Source organism: Lacticaseibacillus styriensis (assembly GCF_030770295.1).
Lineage (GTDB): Bacteria > Bacillota > Bacilli > Lactobacillales > Lactobacillaceae > Lacticaseibacillus > Lacticaseibacillus casei.
This window is the reverse complement of record NZ_CP132483.1, coordinates 445,108-466,851: the sequence shown is the minus strand read 5'-3', so window position 1 is coordinate 466,851 and position 21,744 is coordinate 445,108. Positions and strand designations below refer to the sequence as shown.

Genomic DNA, 21,744 nt, shown 5'->3' with positions numbered 1-21,744 from the left:
CACTGAAATAAATCAGCCCGACAGTGACCGTCTCCTGAACTTTAAGGGTATAGCCTACCCCGTAACCTTCGATTTCGCATAAGCAGTTAGATTTTCAACCGCATTTTCGTCTCGCCGCAGCTTCACCCCGCACCGGTAACAATGATAGTCATCGTGACCGGTACGATGTTTCAAGTTGCCTCTCAGCGTGATGCGTTCATCAGCGGTTTTCACATAACCACAGCGGGAGCAACGCTGGGTGCTGGGGTAAAAACGATCCGCCAGCACCAACGTATTGCCATACCAGTCAGCCTTGTACTGCATGATCACTTTGAACTTGCCAAACAGTGATCGATGCAGGTTCTTCGCGAGCCGTTTATTCATGCGCATATGGTGATTATCCAGATCCTCAATCCCAATTAGGTCATAATCAGTGATGAGCATAGTCGTAAACTTTTGCAGCAAATCCGTTTGAATCCGTTCAACTCGTTGGTACTGACGCTTCAACTTGGTTCTCGTTGTGCGATAAGCCGCGGAGTTAAAATGCTTGGGATTTACCGTTTGCGGGCTAATTGGCGCTGATAATGAGCAATGCGGGCGTAGAGTGGTGGCAGACGTTCAGGTAAGGTGGGTTGAGTGGCATAGCCAGTTGACGTTTGATAGTCAAACTTGCCGATGTTGGCGTCAACCCCAGTGACAGTTAGAGCCGGCCGCTTTTCAACAGAAGTCTGAACCTCAATTGAAAAGGAAGCATAGTAACCATCAGCGTCTTGAACGACGCAAACTTGCTTTAATTCGCCTTGCCAGCGCAGTTGTTCGGCTAGTTTGATGTCGTACCAAGCGCCAGCTCCACGGGGCTTATCTAAACGCAACTTACCATTCACAAGTTGCGCGCGATCCGTTTTGAACGTTTTGCGAGACCGTTTCTTAGATTTCCAGTTGGGCTTATCGTGATCTGGCATCTTCGGATTGAAGTAGTTCTTCCATGCCTTACCTAAATCGTTTACCGCGAGCTGTAAAACTCGGGCTGATTGTTCGTACTGCCAGTCGGCTTTAGTCCAAACCAATTCGTCCCGCACCTTGCGCTCATTAGGCCGCAGCGTTTTGTCTGCCATCACCAGAGATGCGTCGTACATGGCATTCCAAGTTTCGAGGGCTTGATTCCAGCAAAACCGGCGATAGTTAAACAATCGTTCCAGTTCACGCCGCATGGTTGCGTTGGGATAGAGTTTAATCTTATGCGTTTTAATCAAAAGTTGTCACCTCCTCTCGATTAGCTGGTTAAACGCCACTTGAGAGGAAGCTCAGAGTAAGCGTTCAAACCAAGGCTAGCTAGCGAAACTTTGGTAAGAACCATCATACAGTACCGATTCAGGCTCTTGTCAATACATTTCGCTAGTTAACTTGGTTTGAACACACGGACAGCTTCCACTTAATTATTCTGTCCATGTTGTACCGCTTAATTCCATACTGTTCGTCATATTTAAGTGCTGTTAACATCCTCCTTTCACTTAGAGCTTGTGTATCCCCCATAGGCGACCACTTCCCCTGTAATTGGATTTGCCAACTGTCATTAAACTTCCCTGCTATATTTTTATACCACAATTGAACGTCAAACACTAGAGCCGCAAAGGTTACAGACGTTTTTTATTTACCATCAAGCGAACAAGTCTTTATGCAACAATCAGAATTAGCATACTGCATTGTCATTTAAAATCCAAGCTATGTTCATGGCTCGTTTATACCGAATACAGCGTGATCATACAGCCATTGCTTTATAACTCGAATGCGGCCAGTCTTATAATATTTAGCCAACTGTGAAAGATACCAATGCATCTTTTTTTCCGGCACTGCCAGTAATCCGACATTTGCTTGATACATCAATGCATTGGCCACAACAATAGCAGTGCGCTTGTTGCCATCGGTGAAAACCTGTAACCGTGAAAGTGTCAGCATTAACGTGATGGCTTTGTCCGTCGCGCTCGTTTCCGAATGTAAAATGGCATTGACTGTCTGAACAACGTTATTTTCAAATGGAATCGGCGGCACATAGTCCTCATTGGTCAAGCCGACGACCACTGATTTTGTCCTGATTTGACCAGCATCAGGTTCGCCAGCGCCTTGAACGATTAAATTAATCTGTTTGATTGTTTCAGTATCAATTTCTGCCACATTGTGTAAGCGCATGACAAATTGATAGGCGGCTTTTAAATTAAGGACCGTCTGAACATCCTCTGGCTTCACACCGTCAACGGTCAGATTTTCTACGATTGCTTTGGTTTGTAATAAAGTCGTACTGAGGTTTTCGTACTTTCCGGCAAGATAAATCATTGACACCAAATTCTTTTCAAACAGCAACTTTTCGTCTCTAGGAGACAAGTGATATTTATCTTCGAACATTGACTGCTCCCCCTTTTTTACGTAACTTGGTTGCTTGTGCAAAAACCACTTGCATGCAGTCGTTAACTGTATCAGACCTATTTCTCTTATTCGCTAAGTATATCATGCTAGACAATTTTCCTTTGCCAATTACCAAGTATGAACGCTAATGTCTTGCGGCTATGAATTCATACCAGTTACAATAGGGTTTAAGCAAAGAGCGCCTTGCTGTCACAAGACGCCCTTTGTAGAACAGCAGAACCGTTCAAAGTACGGTGACTATAACGCAACTAAAAGCCGCGGTTCCTCGTCAAAGTTAACGCGGCTTTTAGTCTGCCTACTTTTCTCGGAATTTTCCGAGCGCTTTCTTCGGCTTGTAAACTGCATGACACAGTTTCATCAAAACGCTGAACGAGCCGATGTTTATAACTATGCCATTGAGCATCTGAATTAAGGACCCTAAGATTTTCGGATCATCTGAAATCTTAGGGTCCTTATTTGCTTCCAAGCCGTTCAACGCGATCTTCCTCAATACCGCCCAAAAACACATCCAACGCCCATCCACAACACGCCCCAGCCCCTCATCAACCCACTTAACAAGCCAATCACATGCAACTTTTCCATTCCCGCCGTAGAATGGCTTCATAAGTAAAACGGAGGCAATTAACATGCTGAAAATCTTGTTCGACCACATGCATGGCTGGGCGCGGGTTAGCTTTTTTCTGGCGCCGATCGCCATTATGGGTGAAGCCTTGCTGGATCTGCAGCAGCCGACTTTGATGGCCAGGATCGTGGATGTCGGCTTGGCGCGCAAGGATATGACCTATGTCTGGCAGACCGCGATCCTCATGGCAGTTATTGCCGTAGCGGCGTTTGCGCTCGGCGCTATTTGTAATGCCTTTTCATCTTACGCGGCACTGAAAATGGGGCAGAATCTGCGCAGCCACATGCTGACCATTGCGTTGGCCGATCGCGATCCGCAAGCGCTGAAGCCGGAAACCTTAATCACCCGAATTACCAACGACGTGACGCAGATGCAAACCATGGTCAGCATGCTCACCCGTGGCTTGATCCGCTCGCCGATGTTACTGTTCGGCGGGATTGTCATGTCCATGATCGTGTCGCCGCGACTTTCATGGATTGTCCTGATCGCCTTGCCGATTCTGGCAATTTATATCTACGTTGTCGTCCGCCGCTCCTTGCCACTTTATACCGCGATGCAAGGCCAAGTGGACGTGATGAACCGCATCATGAGTGAAAATCTGACCGGAGCCAAAACAATCAAAGCCTATGTTCTGGAAGACCACCAACGCACTCAGTTCAACACCGAAAATCACAACCTGCAGCAAATCAGCCAACGCGCCGTGCTCGCGACGGTTACCTTGGCACCGCTGATTATGTTGGTTCTGAACCTCGCTGTGGTCGCCGCCTTGGCCTATGGTGGCAATCTTGCAATCAGTGGCAGTATGACAACTGGTGAAATCATGGCATTTGTTAATTACATGATTCAAATCACCACCGCCATGACCAACACCGTCAACCTTATCACCACCTTCTCGCGGGCCGTCACCTCCAGTGCGCGGGTCAGTGCCGTTTTGGCCGAAGAAGCCGGCACCAAAGCAACTGGGACGCTGGCTGCCCCGGCCGACAGCACGATTGCATTTAACCACGTCACCTTTGGCTTTTCCAAAAGTCGGCCGATTCTCGATGACATCAACCTCACTGTTCCCAGCGGTCAGTGGCTTGGCATTATCGGCTCGACCGGTTCCGGCAAAACCACGCTCATCGAATTGTTGACGCGGCTTTACGAGCACTATCAAGGCAGCATTACCATCGGCGGCACCGATATTCAGCAAATCAGCTTGGCATCGTTGCATAAAAAGATCACCGTTGCCTTGCAAAATTCGTTGCTTTTCTCCGGCACTGTCGAGCGCAATCTGGACTATGGCGCCCCGCAAGCCACACCTGCACAACTAGCCTCGGGTGTCGCCATCGCCAGTGCCACGGAATTCATCGGGACGGATTACACTGCACCAGTCGAAGAAGCCGGCAAGAATTTTTCCGGCGGCCAACGCCAGCGCCTGAATTTGGCCCGCGCAATCATCCCCGACCCGGATATTCTGGTCATGGACGATGCCACCAGTGCGGTCGATCAGGAAACCAACACCGCCATTCAAGACGCGCTAGTCAAAAATCGCCGCAACCGCTCGACCATTATCATTTCCCAACGCGTGCCGAACATCATGGACTGCGACCAGATCATCGTCATGCAAAATGGTCGCATCACCGCCCGTGGCACCCACGACGAGCTCGTCAAAAGTTCGCCATTTTACGCGCAACTTGTTCAAACCCAGTTAGGTGGTGAGTACCTTGATTAATATCGGTGGACGGCGCGGCCCGCGCAACCTGCATCCGGAAAAAGTAACCTTAGTGAACTGGAAACAAACCGTACGGCGGATTTGGGGCTACCTCAATGCGGATCGCAGTAAATTACTCATTGTTTTTGGCTTAACACTCTTCACAACCTTAGCCACCATCATCGGCAACCGCGTCAACGGTATTGTGGTCGACCAATTTATCACCAAGGGCCGACTACGCGAACTGTTGATCGTCAGCGGCTTGTTGGCGGGCATGTATTTTCTTAGCAGTGTTTTCACGTATTTTCAGACTAGTATCACCACCAAAGTCGCACAACGCACCAGTGCCGCCATTCGCCATGATTTATTTGCTAAAATGCAACGCCTCCCGATGCGCTATTTTGACACCCATGACAATGGCGATATTATGAGTCGATTGACCAACGATGTCGATAATATCAACACGGCACTGATGCAGACGTTCGTGCAGCTTTACACCGGGATTATCAGTGTCGTCGGAATGGGCATTGCGATGCTGCTGCTGAGTCCTTTGTTGACGGGCATTGTCGTTCTGGCCTCGTTTGCGACCTTCTTTTATTCGCGGGCAGCTGCGCGAATTACCCAGCGGGCGTTTACCGTGCAACAGGAAGCGCTCGGCAGTCTCAACACGCAAATCGAAGAAAATGTGGCCGGTAAGCAGCTAGTGCAACTTTTCGATCACCAGCAGGACACACTTGATCGCTTCAATGAAACCAATGCCCGTTACACGGCCGCGGCGTATCGGGCGCAGCTTTTCTCCGGCGTCATCGGCCCATTCAACAACATGACCAATAACTTCGCCTACCTGCTGATCACGTTTGCCGGCGCACTTGCGATTCTGCACGGCGGCACGAGTATCACGGTCGGCGTCATCTTCACTTTTCTCATTTATCTGCGCAATTTCACCGGCCCCATCAACAACATCCTCAACCTGATCAACACCCTGCAACTGTCGCTGGCCTCCGCTGAACGGGTTTTCCAAGTCGTGGACGCCGAGCCGGAAAAAGATGTGCCAAATGCACTGTCACTCACCCGCACAGCTGGCAATGTGCAGTTCGATCACGTTTCGTTTGCCTATGACGGTAAAACCGAGGTCCTCCACGACATCAGTTTCACTGCACATCAAGGCGAAGTGGTCGCTATCGTCGGGCCAACCGGGGCTGGCAAAACCACGATCATGAACCTGCTCACGAATCTCTATCCACTCACCAGCGGCAGCATCACCCTCGACGGCCACAACGTCACCGACCTCACCCGCGCGAGCCTGCGCCGCCTGGTGACCGTTGTACAGCAGGAATCGTTTCTTTTCACCGCCACCATCCGCGAAAACATTCGGATGGGCCGGCCTGAAGCCACCGACGCGGAAGTCGAAACCGCTGCACAAGCCGCCAATGCCGATACCTTTATTCGGCAACTACCAGACGGCTACAACACCATGCTCAGCGAAAACGCCAGCCGCCTGTCACAAGGCCAGCGCCAACTCCTCAGCATCGCTCGCGCCTTTGTGGCCCAAGCGCCGGTTCTGGTTCTCGATGAAGCCACCGCCTCCATTGACTCCAACACCGAAACCGACGTCCAGCGCGCCATGAACCGCCTCATGCAACAGCGCACCAGCTTCGTCATCGCCCACCGCCTCTCCACCATTCGCCACGCCAGCAAAATCCTCGTCATCGACCAAGGCCGGCTTATTGAATCTGGCACGCATGAGCAGTTACTGGCCGCTGGTGGCTTTTACGCGAAACTGTACAACAGTCCGCTGGCGGATATGGATAAGTTGAAGCGGTGAGAAGTTAGTTTCATTCCACTCAAAGTGGCTTTTTGATCTTGGGAGGACTAGGGATTTCCTTAGCCTCCTTTTATTTTGCTTACTGCGTCCTAAAATATAAAAGCCTCTCAGTATCCACTCCTATGCGCCTAAATCAATCACCTGATCATACGCACCCCTTAGCTCATGATCGAGATGGTGACTCACTTCAATCAGCGTCATATCAGGATCCTTCAAGAATTCCTCAGTGACAAGTCTAGCCGTTTTGGCATCTAATGCCGACGTCCCTTCATCAATAAAGGCAATAGGTTTTGGGGCATAGAAGAATCTTGCCAAAGCCAGGCGTTGCTTCTGGCCGCCTGATAAATTCTGACCATTTTCCTGGATGATTTGATCCGGGAATTCAACAAAATCGACTTTTGCCTTTGAAAAAGCTTCTTGTAGGCGATGCTTAGACCGCGACTGGCTTTCCCACAGTGATGTATTGTTTGCCACTGAATCATTAAATAAATAAACGTTTTGATCAACGTACTGCGAAACCTTGGTTAGCTCCGCCATGCTCATCGTTCGTAAGTCCTTGTTGTCGATATAAACATGTCCCGTATAATCGGTAATCTGTCCGTCCAGAATTTTCAACAAGGTACTTTTGCCCACACCACTGCGGCCAATAATCGCATACTTGCCACCGCGAGCAAACGTGAGATTCAAATGACTGAGAATCTGTTTGCCGTCAATCGCATAGCTAAGATCAACCACTCTCAAAGCATGATGAAAGACAGGTGCTGGCGTTTTTTCGGCAGATGGCAACTTCTTTGAAACGCCGGCACTAACCTTATCAAACAAGGGATAAGTCGCCTTAATTTGCACGGTGTCATTGCTTAGGCTCGACAGTGAGTTAAAAATGCTGGCGGCAATACTGCCGGTTGAACTAATAGCCCCAAGCGGAATGGCGCCAAGAATCGCAAGTATGCTGGTCATGATATCGACCATCACCTGACAGAAAATACTCAACGCTGCGATCAAATTCGAAACACGCGCATTGGTTTTCGTATAAGTCACCTTGACTGCGGCGTACTTTTTTGCGGCAGACTTAATTAAATCATGAAGCTTGCCTAGTTTATTAGCGTTAAACAAAACATCGAAGCCATTAAGCACGTTGGTGACTTGATTTGAAAAAGCTGCGTTACCCTTCGACATCGTTTTCGTTGCTGAGGTCATAGGTCGGCTTAACCGCGAAGGCACTCTAAGCATCAACACCGACAAAAGAAGGATCGCCGGAATAAACAGCAGGTGATATGCAGCAAGTGCAATGGTTGAGAAGACAACGGTTGTCCCATCGGAAAGCAACGTGAAGAACTTCTTAATCGCATTATTCTCAATGTTGCCCACATCATTGACATATTCGGAAAGATACTCACCGGTCGTTTTGTTGTGGTACTGCGCGTATGAACTGCCAACAATTTTTCGCGAGATGGTGTCCCGGATGTCCACCATAATCCGTTGAGTCAGCTTCTCTTGAAAAACCACCTGAAAATAATTGCTGATCAGAAAGGCTCCCCAAACCGAGAAATTAATCGCCGACCACACCAACAAAGCGCGCATATCTCTAGAAAAGATCGCATTCGTTGTGAAAGTTAAAAGAACCGAAGTACCCGTGTATAAAAGAACGTTCACCACAATCCAAACAACGTTGATAACTGTGCGTCCACGTTCGTGTTTTAAACAAGTTTTCATGTTAGTTCCTCTTTTCATATGCTTCAACGCATCTGCATCTTCTATCGTTTATTGATACTTCACACGATAGCCGCTAAAATGACTGATAACCGATACGTTTAAAATATGAAACAAGGAGCGGTTCATCATCGAAAATTTTGGGGCAACATTTAAATACTTACGAGAATCGCGCGGTATCACCCTTAGCTCTTTGGCCGATGACGTTGTGTCCAAAGGCATGATCTCAAAATTCGAAAACGGGACATCCGATCTATCAACAACACGATTTTTCCATTTGCTTAAAAAGCTTTATGTCACGCCATTCGAATTCACGGTCGTCATGAATCACTTTGAGCCTTTATACGACAACAAGTTCGCGACAAATTTAACGCAATCTGCGCTAAACAATGACTTTGCGGGCCTTAAGCGCTTGGCGAATAGTGAGTATGCGCGGTGGAAAAACTCGCATTCGATCTTTGACCAACTGAACTGGATCATGGCCGAATGCATTCGTGCGGAGACCGAAAAGAAACCGTTGTCTGATAAAGTCCATCTAAGCGTGCTCACTAACTATTTATTTCAATGCGAAGACTGGGGCAACTTTGAATTGGTTCTGTACGGCAACACCATGACTCAACTGCCAATCGAAACCATCACCGTCTTTTCGCAAACCCTGTTAGATAAATGTTCAATCTACATTGGCCTCACCAACGTTTACGAGACCTGCATCAATGTGTTGCTAAATACCGTTGCGTTACTCATCCGCCATGGGAAAATCCAGCATGCTCTAAAAACGTTGGCAATTCTTGAACAAAAGAAGCTGCCAGAATCCTTTCTACTAGAACGGGTGTTGCTAAACTACTACAAGGGAATATTACTGACTCAAACGGGCCGACGAGCAGAAGGTGATCAATTGATTGATAGTTCTCTACAGGCTTTAAAAGCGGGTGACTGCGTGGAATTTGTTAACTCGTTAAAAAAAGATCTGGCGAAGCTTGGTCTGTATCATATTTGAAACGAAAACGCGTTTTTGTTTAAGCAGACTGATACCATACTATTTCTTAAACTACGCAAGCGGCACCACTTCATGAATCGACATGAGGTGGTGCCGCTTGTTTTTTGTTTGTATAAATGTTTCCGGATACCTTGCAACTACAGGGGCCCACTGATGCCTGGAAAGCTAATGAAGAACTTCTTAGCAATCTCCTGCGCCGCCTCCTCCATATCAAAAAGCGCATCGCGTTGCTCAGCCGTGATCTGATAATGATGATCTAACATTTGGTCCCTAATAAAAATGCTGACCGGATGCACTTCGGGTTCAATGTTGGCTCCTTGTACCCTTTTCTTGGCCAACCGATCAACAACCTGCTTGATTTTAACAACAACTTCTTGGGATATCTCGTCCGTTTGCGGCTCAAAAAGGTGTTGAAGCTTCAGCATCTTAGCGATGAGCGCTTGTTTTTCGTCAACTGCCATTGAGCATCACCCTTCATCTACACCTCGTAGACATTGCTTTTAACTTAAAATTTTGAAATCAGGGCAGCAATTTTGCTAGCGGTTACATCGCTGCTTTGATGGCTTTATCTTAGTGGCGGTCAACGTATTTTGCAAACAGATTATCTTGTGAATCATATTGAAAGATGCACCCGATATAAGGTCAGACGATTCATCAAATACCCCTTCTCAACTTTCACTTAAGTACCGGCTTCTTCAAATGAGTGTTACCACTATCACGATTGCTTTAATTTATAAACCACAGTTCCAAAGGGAGGCAACGTTAAAGTGCTACCAAGTTGTTTCGAAAAATTTGCATTACAGATTAAAATAGTTGCTGCTTGCTGTTGGAGCGACTCTGGAGTTTGCCACTTCTGAGTTTTTGCGGAGAAATTACCAGCAACTAATAAGGTTTCCTTTTCACCTTTACGTAAATAAACGAAAAGATTCGGATCTTCCGGATCTAAAAGCTCAAAAACTCCGCTTGTGACCAAGGGCTCCCCGTGACGCAGTTCGATCAGCCGTTGATAATAATGATAAACGCCATCGCTGTCAGCAAGATCCTTGGCTGCATTAATTTCCTGATGATCAGGATTCAATTTCAGCCATGGCTTACCGGTCGTGAAGCCACCTTGCTCACTTGCATCCCATGGCATTGGCGTCCGCGCATTATCTCGCGAATGTAAATAAATCGCCTGCATTGCCTCCTGCTCACTCTCATGATGCAGTTGTGTGAGCTCTTTAAATATATTCTTGGTTTCAAGATCGTTGTAATCACTCAACTGTTTAAAATGAACATTCTTTAAACCGAGTTCTTCGCCTTCAAAGATATAGGGCGTTCCCTGAAGCATGTGCAAAACCGTTCCTAGCATCTTGGCTGACCGAACCCGATACTGGCCCTCATCGCCAAATCGTGTAACCGGTCTGGGCTGATCATGGTTACTCCAATAAAGACTGTTCCATCCGTTAACCTGCGCCAATGTTGTTTGCCAACGTGCAAGAACTTCCTTCAAATCAGTTAATCTAAATCGATTAGTTGAAAACTTGCCATACTGACCATAATCAAGATGCATGTGATCAAAGTGAAAAACCATATCCAATTCGTGTCGATCTGCTGCGGTGTATAGTTGCGCCTGCTTGGCGGTTGTATGCGGTGTTTCGCCTACTGTCATAATATCTTTTGATGAAAGCACTCGCTTGTGCATTTCCTGTAAATACTCGTGCACTTTGGGCCCATTTGCCGCTCCGGCATAGTAGCTCCCATATGCTTTGCCTTGAATCAAAGGACCATCAAGATACGCTGGATCTTTGGAGATAAGTGAAATGACATCCATTCGGAAACCGTCTACACCCTTGTCCAGCCAAAATTGCATCAAGTCATAGACTTCTTGACGAACACGCGGATTTTCCCAGTTAAGATCTGGTTGCTGTTTGGCAAAAAGATGCAAGTAATATTCGCCCAGATCCTTTTCATATGTCCAAGCAGAACCGCCAAAGCTTGAACCCCAATTATTAGGTTCATGTCCGTCCACAGGCTTTTTCCAAATATAAAAGTCATGATGCGAATCATTTTTTGACGATTTGGCAGCCTGGAACCACGGATGTAAGTCAGAAGTGTGATTGACAACCAAATCTAAAATGATTTTCAGATGGCGTGTATGAGCTGCCTTCAAAAGTCGTTCAAAATCACCCATGGTTCCCAACTGCGGTTCAATAGCTCGATAATTTGAAATATCATAGCCATTATCAATTTGGGGCGACTGATAGATTGGATTCAGCCAAAGCACATCCACACCAAGATCTGCCAAGTAATCCAACTTAGCAGTGATGCCATTCAGGTCGCCAATGCCATCACCATTACTGTCATTAAAACTTTTTGGATAGACTTGATACACAACGCTCTTTTTCCACCAAGGCACCTTATTCATCATCGTCATCTGCCTCGACTTGGAGCGTATTGACATTCACGATCGCATTCTTTGCCTCCTGAATCAGGTCATTAATTTGGTCGTCACTCACGTACTCATTTGTCGGCGCCATTGCAATGCCAAGTGCTAATGGCAAGTTCATACCGCTAATAATATGTGTATGCGGGCGCGTTCGATATTTAAAAAATTTTTGATTAACGCTGCCAGCCATCATGTCAGTTAATACAATCACATCGCGATCAGCGGGAAAAGATGCCATCAAAGCATCGACTTGATTTTCAACCGGTTGATTGTCTAAATATGCTGCCATCGACACGATATCTTGACCGCCGCCGCTAATAAAATTAAGCGTATCTTTCAAACCTTCTGCAAGTCGATGGTGCGATGCTAACACAATTGTGCGTTCCATTTGTCTTTTCCTCCTTGTTGTCTCTTCAATCAGTCGTTTTTAATGCTTGAAAGACACCCTCTGATCAACTAAACCAGCGTATTTTTGAATTCAAGCGTGATCATTTAAAAGTATCTCTAGGAGCGCATCACTCAGGTTCTTGGGAGCAAGACTCGTCACGGTTAGGGCCGTCTTAATAGTTGGCATATTCTGAATGCTTTGCCATAACTGCTTCTTTAAGTCGAAATCCACTTTGGCTTGCTGAAGAACCGTAAAAATCTGCGCCATTTTTTCTGTCTCGTGATTTTGCGACTTCATAGCAAGACTCATCTCTTGGTTATGATGTCCATTAACTGGCTTAATCTTTTCAGCAGATCCAACAACGTCGAGTCGATACGTCCGCTTAGCCGGAATCACACCATCTGGATCAGCCACTTTAATCGCAAATATTTTGGCCTGCGGATCCCATGTAAACTTGGTTTGTGCTTCTCCCGATGACGTTTGTTCTCGTAACACATAAGCATGGCGCTCCCCCGGGAAAAGTTTGATCGTCATCGCATTTGGCAAAGTATCTGTCGATGCCATGGGATCGAGGGCCAACGGAATAATCCCACCTGAACGCACCAAAACCGGATAATGTGAAGCCTCACGATGAAACTTCACGATTGCCGGGCCATGATACATCTGGTGCGTAAAGAAATCTGTCCAGTCTCCTGCAGGCACATAACCAGTTGCACTTGCTAATCCAGTCTCTTGATCACTAGGCGATGTAATCGGCACAACAAGCATCTCGGAGCCAAAAAAGTACTCATTCTTAAACTGGTATGCCTCTTTAACTTCTGAATCGCGATAGTAAATCGGTTCGATCAAGGCTTGTCCCTGTTGATGCGTTAAAATATCGGCCGTGAATAGATAAGGAACCAATTGTGCACGTAATCGCATAAATTGAGTCATGATTTCGGCAGTAACCTCGTCATAATTCCATGGCTCTTTGCCCATAAAAGGATTGTCCGAACTATGGAGTCGCATGATTGGACTAAAAACACCAAACTGCAGCCATCTTAATGAAAGTTCCGGATCATAGTGTCCGTGCATATGTCCGCCAATATCATGGCTCCACCATGCATACCCAATATTCGTAGCTGTTGCAGTGAAATAAGGTTGAAATTTCAAAGATTGCCAACTAGCTACGGTATCCCCTGAGAACCCGATCGGATAACGATGACTTCCGGGGCCGGCATATCTGGAGAGGATTAGTGCTTGATCGCCTTTTTCCCGTTGCTGATCCTCAAAGTGCAATACATTCAGCGCCCACAATGGGTCAATTTGTTTTTGTGACCGCGCCGCTCCTTGCTGCCAATCCAGCCACCAAAAATCAACACCTTCCCGTTCAAGCGGATGATGCACTAAATCAAAGTAAGCTCGCACAAAATTCTGATTATTTAAATCAAACAGCACTGGTTGCTTTGAGGCCGGATCGATTCCAACTGCTTTGGCGACCTGCCCATATTTCGCTTCAGATGGGCGAATCCCCGCCGCCGGATGAACGTTTAGAGTCACGTGCTTGCCTTGTTCATGCAGAGTTTGCAAAAATTTGGCAGGTTCTGGAAACAGCTTTTTATTCCAAGTATAGCCAGTCCAACCGCTTCCATACTGAGCCGGTATATCGGTGACATGCCAATTCATATCCAAGACTGCAACGGAAATCGGCACACCGGCTTTTTTGAAATGCGCCATCAAATCAAGGTAACTTTTTTGGGTATACGGATAAAACCGACTCCACCAGTTGCCTAGTGCAAAACGTGGTACTAAAGGTGGAAAGCCAGTCAATCGGTAGTAATCACGTAATGCTGCGCGATACTCATGGCCATAAGCAAACCCATAGAGATCAATCTCTGAGACTGAACGTTGGCTAACTGTATCCCCAGACTGCAACATACTTTGGGAGTCATCTAAAATCGCAAAGCCACTCCGCGACATGATTCCCGGCTTAAGTGGAATGGCACCATCAGCACCGTCTAACGTCCGGGCAGTTCCAAGTAAATTCTTAGGATCGTCATCTCCGTAATGCCAGCGGGGATAATGTGTCTGGTAATTATATTTTGTGTCAATGAATAAGTTCTCGCCATTGAATTCGCCGCCTCGATAATAAAGATGGAAGGAGTCCGTTTCAATTTGAACCACAAAACCATCCTTATTATGTTCGACCCGAAACTCCGGCTGACCTAGATCACGATTCGTGACAGTCTGCGTTGTTGCATCTTCGAACTTACCTTCAGGTTGATACTCCATGCGAATCATTTTGTTAGTCAGAACCGTAAAACGAAAATGATCACCTTTGATTTGATTCTTTTGACTCAAAATATCAGCCCTTCTTTTAATTGTCGTATCTCATCTATTTGGTTGGCTGCACCCCTAAGATGCCGAAGAATGAGCCTACCAAAGCTATTGCCAAAATCAAAATAATCACGCGATTTGGCGTCCATTTTTTTGATCCAAGCAATTTATAAACCATCCATGCAACTAACGCCGGCAAAAGTGCAGGCATGATCTTATCGAGAATCCCGGTCTGCATGGCTAGCTTTACTTTACCAAACTGGAATTGAAGTGGCGTATAGACCTTTACAACCGTTGCGATCAAAGTCCCGACAACAGTAATTCCCATAACCGAAGCTGCTTCGGTAAAGGCACTGAGCTGATTAGCCATTGTTGTGACCAACTTAACACCGGAATCATAGCCAATATCAAACAATTTAATTCGGGCCCAGAACAACAGGATATCAACCAAAATCCAAATAATAGCCCCTAGTGGATTCCCTTGAAGTGCCATGTAACCGGCAATAGATCCCATAATAGTTGGCAACAGAATCCAGATGATCGTATCGCCAACACCGGCAAACGGGCCCATCAAAGAAGTCTTTAATGCTTGAACGGCGTCTTTTGACTTAATGCCGTCCCTTTCCTCCATGGCTAGTGTCGCGCCTAAAATCATCCCCGCCATGGCAGTGGTGGTATTGAAATATTTAAAATGATTATCTAATGCAGCTACATAATCATCGTCATTAGGGTAAATTTTCCGCAAGACTTTGGAAAAAGCCCAGACAACTGATGGCCCTTGTTGCGTCTCGTAGTTAAAATTATTAACGCCCATCGCCATGTAACGAAGGATCGCACTATGACGTTCTTTCTTCGTCAATTTCGGTTGTACATCACTCATCGTAGTCGTCTCCTTCATCGTCATCCGCGGCATCGGCACCGTTTACAGCAGCAACCTCTTTTTTCTTAGAAGCGTTAATCAGATTCTGATAGGTGTAAATGCCAAGCGCCAGACCAATAATGGCAACACCAAGAATCGGCACTTTCAAGTAAGCTGACATAACAAACCCAATCATGAGTACCCAAATGTATTTCTTCAGCGGCATATAGTGCATTAACATGCCAATACCTACGACCGGTAACATACTGCCGGCGATCGTCAGGCCATTGGTGAGCCACTTAGGAATGATCTTTAGCAAAGCACTGATGGCAGATGGGCCGACTGTGACAATAAGAATCATGGGAATAAAGTTCTTAAGGCCAAAGAACAACGGTCCAAGCCAGTTGATCATTCGCATTTTGCTGAACTCTTTTGCATGTGCATAAGCTTGAGCCTTGTGTGCAATAAAGTTGTTGATAATTTTAATCACAACGTCCAATTGAATCGTTAGCAGTCCTACAGGTAAGCCGACTGCCACAGCGGTGCCCAATCCGGCTCCAGTTCGGGCAGAAAGATAAATCCCGACAATTGTCGCCAACCCGTAATCGGGAACCGAAGCACCGCCTAAGCCCGCCACACCTAGACTCATGAGTTGAAATGTGCCGGCAATCGTCATTGCTGTTGGTAGGTCGCCCATGATCAGTCCAGCGAATAGTCCGACCGTGACCGGCCAATAGTTCATAATGGTAATGCCTTGGTTGTCCAACGTAGCATATGATGCCAATAAAATAATTAAGATATCTTGCAAAATATGAGGCATGATATTTCCTCCTGAGCGCGAGCCAGCGCGGGTAGAAGCCGGAGTGTAAGTGGCCTGGGGCGTGATGGCGGTCTTTGCCATTGCGACCAAGGTCCTTACATGCAGGCTTCTGCGCTGGTGAGCGCGTTATGATGAACATAAACACGTTTAGATAGAAACCAACTCGGCTAGCTAGGACGATGATGCCTGACCCAAGCTACTTTAATTTCTGATCTCAAAAACGCATTATTCTGTGGGTTCTCCGCAAATTATTTGTCCGCTTGATCAAGGACTACTGAATGGTTTTCCCTTCAAGCGCTCTATCAAATGGCACCGGGGCATCTGCCGGGACATAACGAATGTTCACTGGGACACCACGTTTCTCCAACTCCTTAAAATCAGCCACTTCTTGTTGGTTGACTGAAACGAATTTGCTGATTTGCGTTCGCCCATCTTCCGCAAAGATAATACCAATATCGACGCGTGGAATCTCAATGCCCGCATCCAGCAACTTCAGCATCGTGCTAGGCTCCTTTGCAATGACAAATACACGCTGCGCATCATACTTACCCGCTTTAAAGTTGGTCAAAGCTTTTTCAGTATTGATTATAGACATGCCTGTGCCCGCCGGCTTGCTTAATCGCATGCTGGCCTTAACGTTTTCATCTTGACTGACAACATCGTCAATGACCATATATCGTTTTGGTTGAACCTCTGCTGCCCATTGATTGACAACGATACCATGAACTAAACGCTGATCTACTCTGGCTAATACAACTGTCATAAGAAACTACCTCCACTTTTTTGGTATTGATACCAACTTTGACTAAAATTTTTAGGCTGACTGTCTAACCACAACAGAAAGCGGCAAAACAACTCGCTTATTCGAAATCGATTTACCCTCTAGCTCGTTTGCCACCATATTTGCAATTTGATCGCCAATCTCATGAACCGGCTGATGAATGGTTGTTAGTGGGCGGGCCACAACTTGACTCAGCGGTTGATCATCAAAGCCCATGACGGCAAGGTCTTCCGGCACCTTTAAGCCCATAACCTGCGCCTCGGCAATGATACCGGCTGCTACTTGATCAGAACCGGCAATCACCGCATCAGGCTGCTGCTTCATAACCATCAATCGCTGCAAAACATTTTGCCCATCTGCAATCGTGTTGATATCAGTGAATTGCCATTCAACAGAAGGCTCCAAATCAAACTCACGCAAAGCTCGCAAATAACCGCGATAACGATCACTGTTGAGATCCTCAGCCTTCGCTTCATAGCGAATAGCTTTTTGCCCTGTGCAGAAAGCTAGGTTGCGGTAACCTTGATTAAGCAAATATTTGGTGCCAGCATACATGCCACTTTCTTGGTCAGCGTGCACCATCAATGTGTCATCATCAGCAACATACTCATTGCAAACAGCAATGATGCCATATTGCCGATACTGCTTAATCAAATCCCAGTCATTTTCAATTGCGCACATGATCACGGCGTCGACTTGGTTTGTTTTCAGGAAATCCAAGGCATTCCGTTCATGACTTTTTTGACCAAAAGTTTGCACGATAACGGTTTTGTATGAACGCTCATCTGCTGTTCGTTCAATTGCCGCCACCAATTCAGAAAAAAACGGGTTTGTAATATAAGGTACCGTCACCGCAATCGTCTGCGATCCAGAGCCGCGCATTTGTCGCGCGGCCTGTAGAGGTTGATATCCTAGTTTTTTCATCGCATCTGCTACAAGCGCGGCTTTTCGTGGTGAAACATGAGGCCGATGATTAATAATCCGTGAAACTGTTGATACTGAGACACCTGCTAATTTTGCAACCTCTGAAATCGTTGCCATTTGTCACCGCCCCATTCGATCCTTATTTACACAACTAATATAGCGCTTTCAATATAAATGTCAATAATTTTTGGTATCGATTTCAAAAAAGGCAATTTAATCACCAAAGAACTAAATTTGAAATTCTGTCTCTAATTCAAAACTAGTTTGAAAACTAGCGTAAAAATAAGGCATTGAATTAAAGAATGTTCAGCCTATCTTTTTAGCGTTACGCTTAAGAAAACGAAGGAGCCTTCTCACAAATGCCCACACGCCAGATCATCGAACAATCGCGCTTCAAAAAACATCTCAAGCACCTACTCAAGGCCGGTCGATTTACGCAAACGGATTATCAACAAGTATTGGACTACTTACGTGCTGGCCAACCATTACCGGAAAAGTATGACGATCATGTTATTAAGAAACGCAAAACCGATCGTGCGTTGTTTATTAAGGGTAACTGGTTGTTAATCTATCGGCTTGAGGATGACACCATCCGTCTGCTGGACGTTGGTCGGCATGGCGAGGTTTAGAACTCTAGCTTAGCGAAAGCCTTATCGCTCGACATCATGCAATTTGGGTGTTGTCCTCCCTTTTCCACATTGTTGCCGCCCACTTTCCATGCTAAGCTGACTTCAAGAAGGGATGTGACTGCCATGTTTCGCTTGATCGCAGTCGATTTGGATGACACACTACTCGACTCGCACAAGCAGTTGTCGTCTGCCACCATCCGTGGTTTGAAGGCGGCGCAGGCTAAGGGGATTAAAATCGTTCCGTGCACCGGGCGGCCGTTGCCGGGCGTTCGAACCACGTTGGATGCTTTGGGGCTGCATGGAGACGATCAGTATGTCATTGTTCAAGGCGGCGGGGTGGTACAGAGCACCAACGGCAAAATTATTGCCCAGAAGTTTCTGAATCATCAGGATTATCAAGACTTTTCGACTTTTGCGACGCATGTTTCGGCGGCCGGGATCGACAGCAACGTGATCACTCCTGCTGGCGATGTGTATACGGCTGATCGTAATATCAGCAAATATACAGTTTTGCAGGCGTGGGAGAACCATGCAGGCATTAAAGTGCGCGAACCTCAGGAAATGCCGACTGATTTTGTGATCGCTAAGGGCTTATTGCTGGGTGAACCGGAAAACCTCGCCAAAATTCAACCGCAAGCTGAGGCTGAGTTTGGCAATCGATTTACCGTCATTCGCAGCATGCCGTTCATGTTGGAAATCATGCCCCGCGGCGTCAATAAGGGCTGGGGATTGGCACAGCTGACCCAGTATCTGGGCTTGCAACCAGCAGACGTGATCGCTTTTGGCGACGAACATAATGATTTAGACATGTTTGATTTTTCCGGTACTAGCGTTGCAGTCGCGAATGGTCAGGATGTTGTCAAAGACCAAGCTGATTACGTCACCGCCAGCAATGACGAAGATGGCGTGGTCCAGGCATTGAAGCACTTTAAAATCATTTGAGTTTACTTGGTTAACTAAATCATCGTGGAAAAGTGCTGTAGACAAGGCAGATAACTGCCCTTTGCAGCGCTTTTTTGGTACACTCGGTTTAGGAAAAGCTGAAATAAAATTGTGCGATAATTAATTGCAGTCAGCCATTGACGTCAGATTGTAACTATTCTAATATAGAGGTGGAATCGCGAGGTTGAATGCGGTTACTACATACGAGGAGGAATTTATTGTGGACAAACCAAAGATTATTGTTGTTGGAGCATCACATGGTGGTCACCAAAGCGTTTTGGAGTTACTGCATCGGTATCCGGATGCTGATATTACCATGTTTGAAGCAGGTGACTTTGTTTCCTTTATGTCATGCGGGATGGAACTTTTCCTGGAAGACCAAGTGACGGACGTTAATGACGTGCGGAACTTCCGCCCGGATGATTTGATCAAGCGGGGCGCCCATGTCCTTAACAATCATGAGGTCACGGCGATCAACGCTGATGTCAAAACGGTGACCGTCCGCGACACGAAGAATGGCACGGCACAGGACTACCCTTACGATAAATTAATTCTGAGTTCCGGCGTGCGGCCGAATTCATTGCCAGTTCCTGGTAACGACTTGAAAAATATTTTCCTGATGCGCGGTTACGACTGGGCAACCAAAATTAAAGCAAAGCTGGAAGATCCGGCAGTTAAACATATTACGATTATCGGTGCCGGTTACATCGGTATCGAAGCGGCCGAAGCCAGCCGGAAAGCGGGCAAAGAAGTCACACTACTGGATATCATTGATCGGCCATTGGGCACTTATCTCGATCCGGATATGACCGACATTATCGCCAAGGAACTTACCGATAAAGGTGTTGAGCTTAAACTCGGCGTCAAAATCGAAAGCTTTGCCGGTGACGGTGCCGTCAGCGCCGTGAAGACCGATGCGGGCGATGTTGCAACGGATCTGGTCATTCAAGCTGCTGGGGTTAAGCCGGCAACGGAATGGCTGAAAGGTACTGTTGACCTTGACGACCGCGGCTTCATTAACACGGATCCATATCTGCGCACCAACCTGCCTGATGTTTACGCTATCGGCGACGCAACGCTGGTTTACGGGGTTGCCGCTCAGCAAAAGGTGCCGATTGCACTGGCAACCGTTGCCCGGCGTGAAGCACGCTATCTTGCGGCTAACATTTTTGCAGAACATCCGGCGCGTCCATTTGGCGGCGTGGTTGGCTCCAGCGCATTGAGCGTTTTCGATTATCATTTTGCGGCTACCGGTCTGAACACGTTCACAGCCGGCCGCTCCGGGGTTAAAATTGACACTTCGTTCTATACGGATACTTTGCGCCCGGCCTATGTACCGGAAGGTAATGGTAATCCCCCGGTTTGCGTCAATCTTGTCTTTGATCCGCAAACCCATCGACTGCTCGGCGGCGCTGTTTTGTCAACGTATGACGTCACTGCGCAAGGCAATGTCTTGGCGCTCGCCGTTCAACATGGCTTGAGCCTAGAAGATCTAGCCGAAGCCGACTTCTTCTTCCAACCAGGTTTTGATCGGCAATGGAGCCTGCTGAACCTAGCTGCGCAACATGCATTAGGCGAACCACGCTTTTAATCGACTATTGTTTATTTGACAAAAGGCATTTGGGCTAATGCCTTTCATCAGCCATGCAAAAAGGACCAAGCACTTTCCAAATTGTGCTTGGCCCTTTTTCGTATGACTCAGTGTGCCGCCACAAACTTACGCAGCATATTTCGGCGCACCTTCTTTTAATTGGCCATCGAGCAGTGTGAATTTTCGATCCGCAAACTGTTCCAGCCGGACATCGTGGGTGACAACGACGATAGCTTTGTTGTGTTTGTGGGCGAGGTCGGCTAACAGCTGGCCGACGATGGCGACCCGTGGGCTATCCAAAGCCGCGGTCGGTTCATCGGCGAGCACGATCGCTGGGTCCGGGTAAAGCGCCCGAGCAATAGCAACGCGTTGGGTCTGGCCGCCTGATAATGATGCCGGATATTGGTTCACCAAGTTGGCGATTCCTAAATCTTCTAATAATGCTTCCAAGGCCTCATGACTGAGGTTGCCTTTTGGCTTGATCTTATCGACCAGCTTAAACTGTTCGCCGACTGTCAAATAGGGTACTAAATTGTAAGACTGAAGCACAAAGCCGATGTTGTCCAGACGTAAGGCATCGCGCGCCTTGCCGGACAATTGTTCAAGATTCTTCCCGGCAGTCGTGACCGCCCCTTCAGTCGGTGTTTGAATACCGCCGGCGATGGTCAAAAATGTACTTTTACCTGAACCGGACGGACCTAATACCAATGATAGGCTGCCAGAATCAGCGCTAAAGTTGACATCCTTGAGTACCTCGACGTTGCTTGTCGGAGTCTTGAAATTTTTGATAATGTGTTTTAATTCGATTGCTGACATAAC

General features: G+C 46.9%; 17 protein-coding genes and 1 pseudogene. 6 read left to right on the top strand and 12 right to left on the bottom strand.

The window, feature by feature from the left end:
• Positions 1 to 54: 54 nt before the first annotated feature.
• Both LACSTY_RS02125 and LACSTY_RS02120 read right to left on the bottom strand, forming a co-directional pair.
• A pseudogene (locus tag LACSTY_RS02125) lies at positions 55 to 1,232 on the bottom strand (RNA-guided endonuclease InsQ/TnpB family protein).
• Positions 1,233 to 1,707: 475 nt separating this feature from the next.
• Positions 1,708 to 2,379, bottom strand: coding sequence for a Fic family protein (locus LACSTY_RS02120; RefSeq protein WP_087911539.1), 672 nt, complete (start codon positions 2,377 to 2,379; stop codon positions 1,708 to 1,710).
• Positions 2,380 to 3,026: 647 nt separating this feature from the next.
• On the opposite strand from LACSTY_RS02120, the gene LACSTY_RS02115 reads away from it, so the two are divergent.
• Complete coding sequence (locus tag LACSTY_RS02115) at positions 3,027 to 4,736, top strand: ABC transporter ATP-binding protein (protein ID WP_162494852.1); 1,710 nt, start codon at positions 3,027 to 3,029, stop codon at positions 4,734 to 4,736.
• On the top strand, positions 4,729 to 6,540 hold the full coding sequence (locus LACSTY_RS02110) for an ABC transporter ATP-binding protein (protein ID WP_087911537.1): 1,812 nt from the start codon (positions 4,729 to 4,731) through the stop codon (positions 6,538 to 6,540). The genes LACSTY_RS02115 and LACSTY_RS02110 overlap by 8 nt, the downstream gene beginning before the upstream one ends.
• A gap of 120 nt (positions 6,541 to 6,660) precedes the next feature.
• On the opposite strand, the gene LACSTY_RS02105 is transcribed toward LACSTY_RS02110, so the two are convergent.
• Entirely contained in the window at positions 6,661 to 8,253 is a 1,593-nt protein-coding gene (locus LACSTY_RS02105; protein ID WP_087911536.1) for an ATP-binding cassette domain-containing protein, read from the bottom strand.
• A gap of 127 nt (positions 8,254 to 8,380) precedes the next feature.
• Between LACSTY_RS02105 and LACSTY_RS02100 the strand changes: the two genes are divergently transcribed.
• Entirely contained in the window at positions 8,381 to 9,247 is an 867-nt protein-coding gene (locus tag LACSTY_RS02100) for a helix-turn-helix domain-containing protein (RefSeq protein WP_151466757.1), read from the top strand.
• Between the two features lie 137 nt (positions 9,248 to 9,384).
• Here the strand turns inward: LACSTY_RS02100 and LACSTY_RS02095 are convergent, their stop codons facing one another.
• The 8 genes from LACSTY_RS02095 to LACSTY_RS02060 form a co-directional block, all read right to left on the bottom strand.
• Positions 9,385 to 9,708: a hypothetical protein gene (locus tag LACSTY_RS02095; RefSeq protein ID WP_087911535.1), complete on the bottom strand. Its 324-nt coding sequence runs from the start codon at positions 9,706 to 9,708 to the stop codon at positions 9,385 to 9,387.
• Between the two features lie 254 nt (positions 9,709 to 9,962).
• Entirely contained in the window at positions 9,963 to 11,654 is a 1,692-nt protein-coding gene (locus tag LACSTY_RS02090) for a glycoside hydrolase family 13 protein (protein WP_087913219.1), read from the bottom strand.
• Positions 11,647 to 12,063: a PTS sugar transporter subunit IIA gene (locus LACSTY_RS02085; protein WP_025013722.1), complete on the bottom strand. Its 417-nt coding sequence runs from the start codon at positions 12,061 to 12,063 to the stop codon at positions 11,647 to 11,649. The genes LACSTY_RS02090 and LACSTY_RS02085 overlap by 8 nt, the downstream gene beginning before the upstream one ends.
• A 90-nt stretch (positions 12,064 to 12,153) precedes the next feature.
• Complete coding sequence (locus tag LACSTY_RS02080; protein ID WP_306390945.1) at positions 12,154 to 14,403, bottom strand: glycoside hydrolase family 31 protein; 2,250 nt, start codon at positions 14,401 to 14,403, stop codon at positions 12,154 to 12,156.
• 34 nt (positions 14,404 to 14,437) lie between these two features.
• Positions 14,438 to 15,259 carry a PTS system mannose/fructose/sorbose family transporter subunit IID gene (locus tag LACSTY_RS02075; protein WP_162494851.1) on the bottom strand — a complete coding sequence of 274 codons (822 nt, stop codon included), beginning with the start codon at positions 15,257 to 15,259 and terminating at the stop codon, positions 14,438 to 14,440.
• Entirely contained in the window at positions 15,252 to 16,058 is an 807-nt protein-coding gene (locus tag LACSTY_RS02070; protein ID WP_087913218.1) for a PTS mannose/fructose/sorbose/N-acetylgalactosamine transporter subunit IIC, read from the bottom strand. Before LACSTY_RS02070 ends, LACSTY_RS02075 begins: the two co-directional genes overlap by 8 nt.
• Positions 16,059 to 16,329: 271 nt before the next feature.
• Positions 16,330 to 16,821, bottom strand: coding sequence for a PTS sugar transporter subunit IIB (locus LACSTY_RS02065; RefSeq protein WP_049170759.1), 492 nt, complete (start codon positions 16,819 to 16,821; stop codon positions 16,330 to 16,332).
• 51 nt (positions 16,822 to 16,872) lie between these two features.
• On the bottom strand, positions 16,873 to 17,880 hold the full coding sequence (locus LACSTY_RS02060) for a LacI family DNA-binding transcriptional regulator (RefSeq protein ID WP_087911532.1): 1,008 nt from the start codon (positions 17,878 to 17,880) through the stop codon (positions 16,873 to 16,875).
• Positions 17,881 to 18,122: 242 nt separating this feature from the next.
• Between LACSTY_RS02060 and LACSTY_RS02055 the strand changes: the two genes are divergently transcribed.
• The 3 genes from LACSTY_RS02055 (at position 18,123) to LACSTY_RS02045 (ending at position 20,925) form a co-directional block, all read left to right on the top strand.
• Positions 18,123 to 18,392, top strand: coding sequence for a type II toxin-antitoxin system RelE/ParE family toxin (locus LACSTY_RS02055; RefSeq protein ID WP_087911531.1), 270 nt, complete (start codon positions 18,123 to 18,125; stop codon positions 18,390 to 18,392).
• Between the two features lie 123 nt (positions 18,393 to 18,515).
• The gene (locus LACSTY_RS02050) at positions 18,516 to 19,334 is read left to right on the top strand and encodes a Cof-type HAD-IIB family hydrolase (RefSeq protein WP_087911530.1); all 819 of its coding nucleotides are present in this window, start codon (positions 18,516 to 18,518) and stop codon (positions 19,332 to 19,334) included.
• A gap of 220 nt (positions 19,335 to 19,554) precedes the next feature.
• Positions 19,555 to 20,925 (top strand): FAD-dependent oxidoreductase, encoded by a 1,371-nt coding sequence (locus tag LACSTY_RS02045; RefSeq protein ID WP_087911529.1) that lies wholly within the window; start codon positions 19,555 to 19,557, stop codon positions 20,923 to 20,925.
• Positions 20,926 to 21,051: 126 nt separating this feature from the next.
• On the opposite strand, the gene LACSTY_RS02040 is transcribed toward LACSTY_RS02045, so the two are convergent.
• Complete coding sequence (locus LACSTY_RS02040) at positions 21,052 to 21,741, bottom strand: ABC transporter ATP-binding protein (RefSeq protein WP_087911528.1); 690 nt, start codon at positions 21,739 to 21,741, stop codon at positions 21,052 to 21,054.
• Between the last annotated feature and the right edge of the window lie 3 nt (positions 21,742 to 21,744).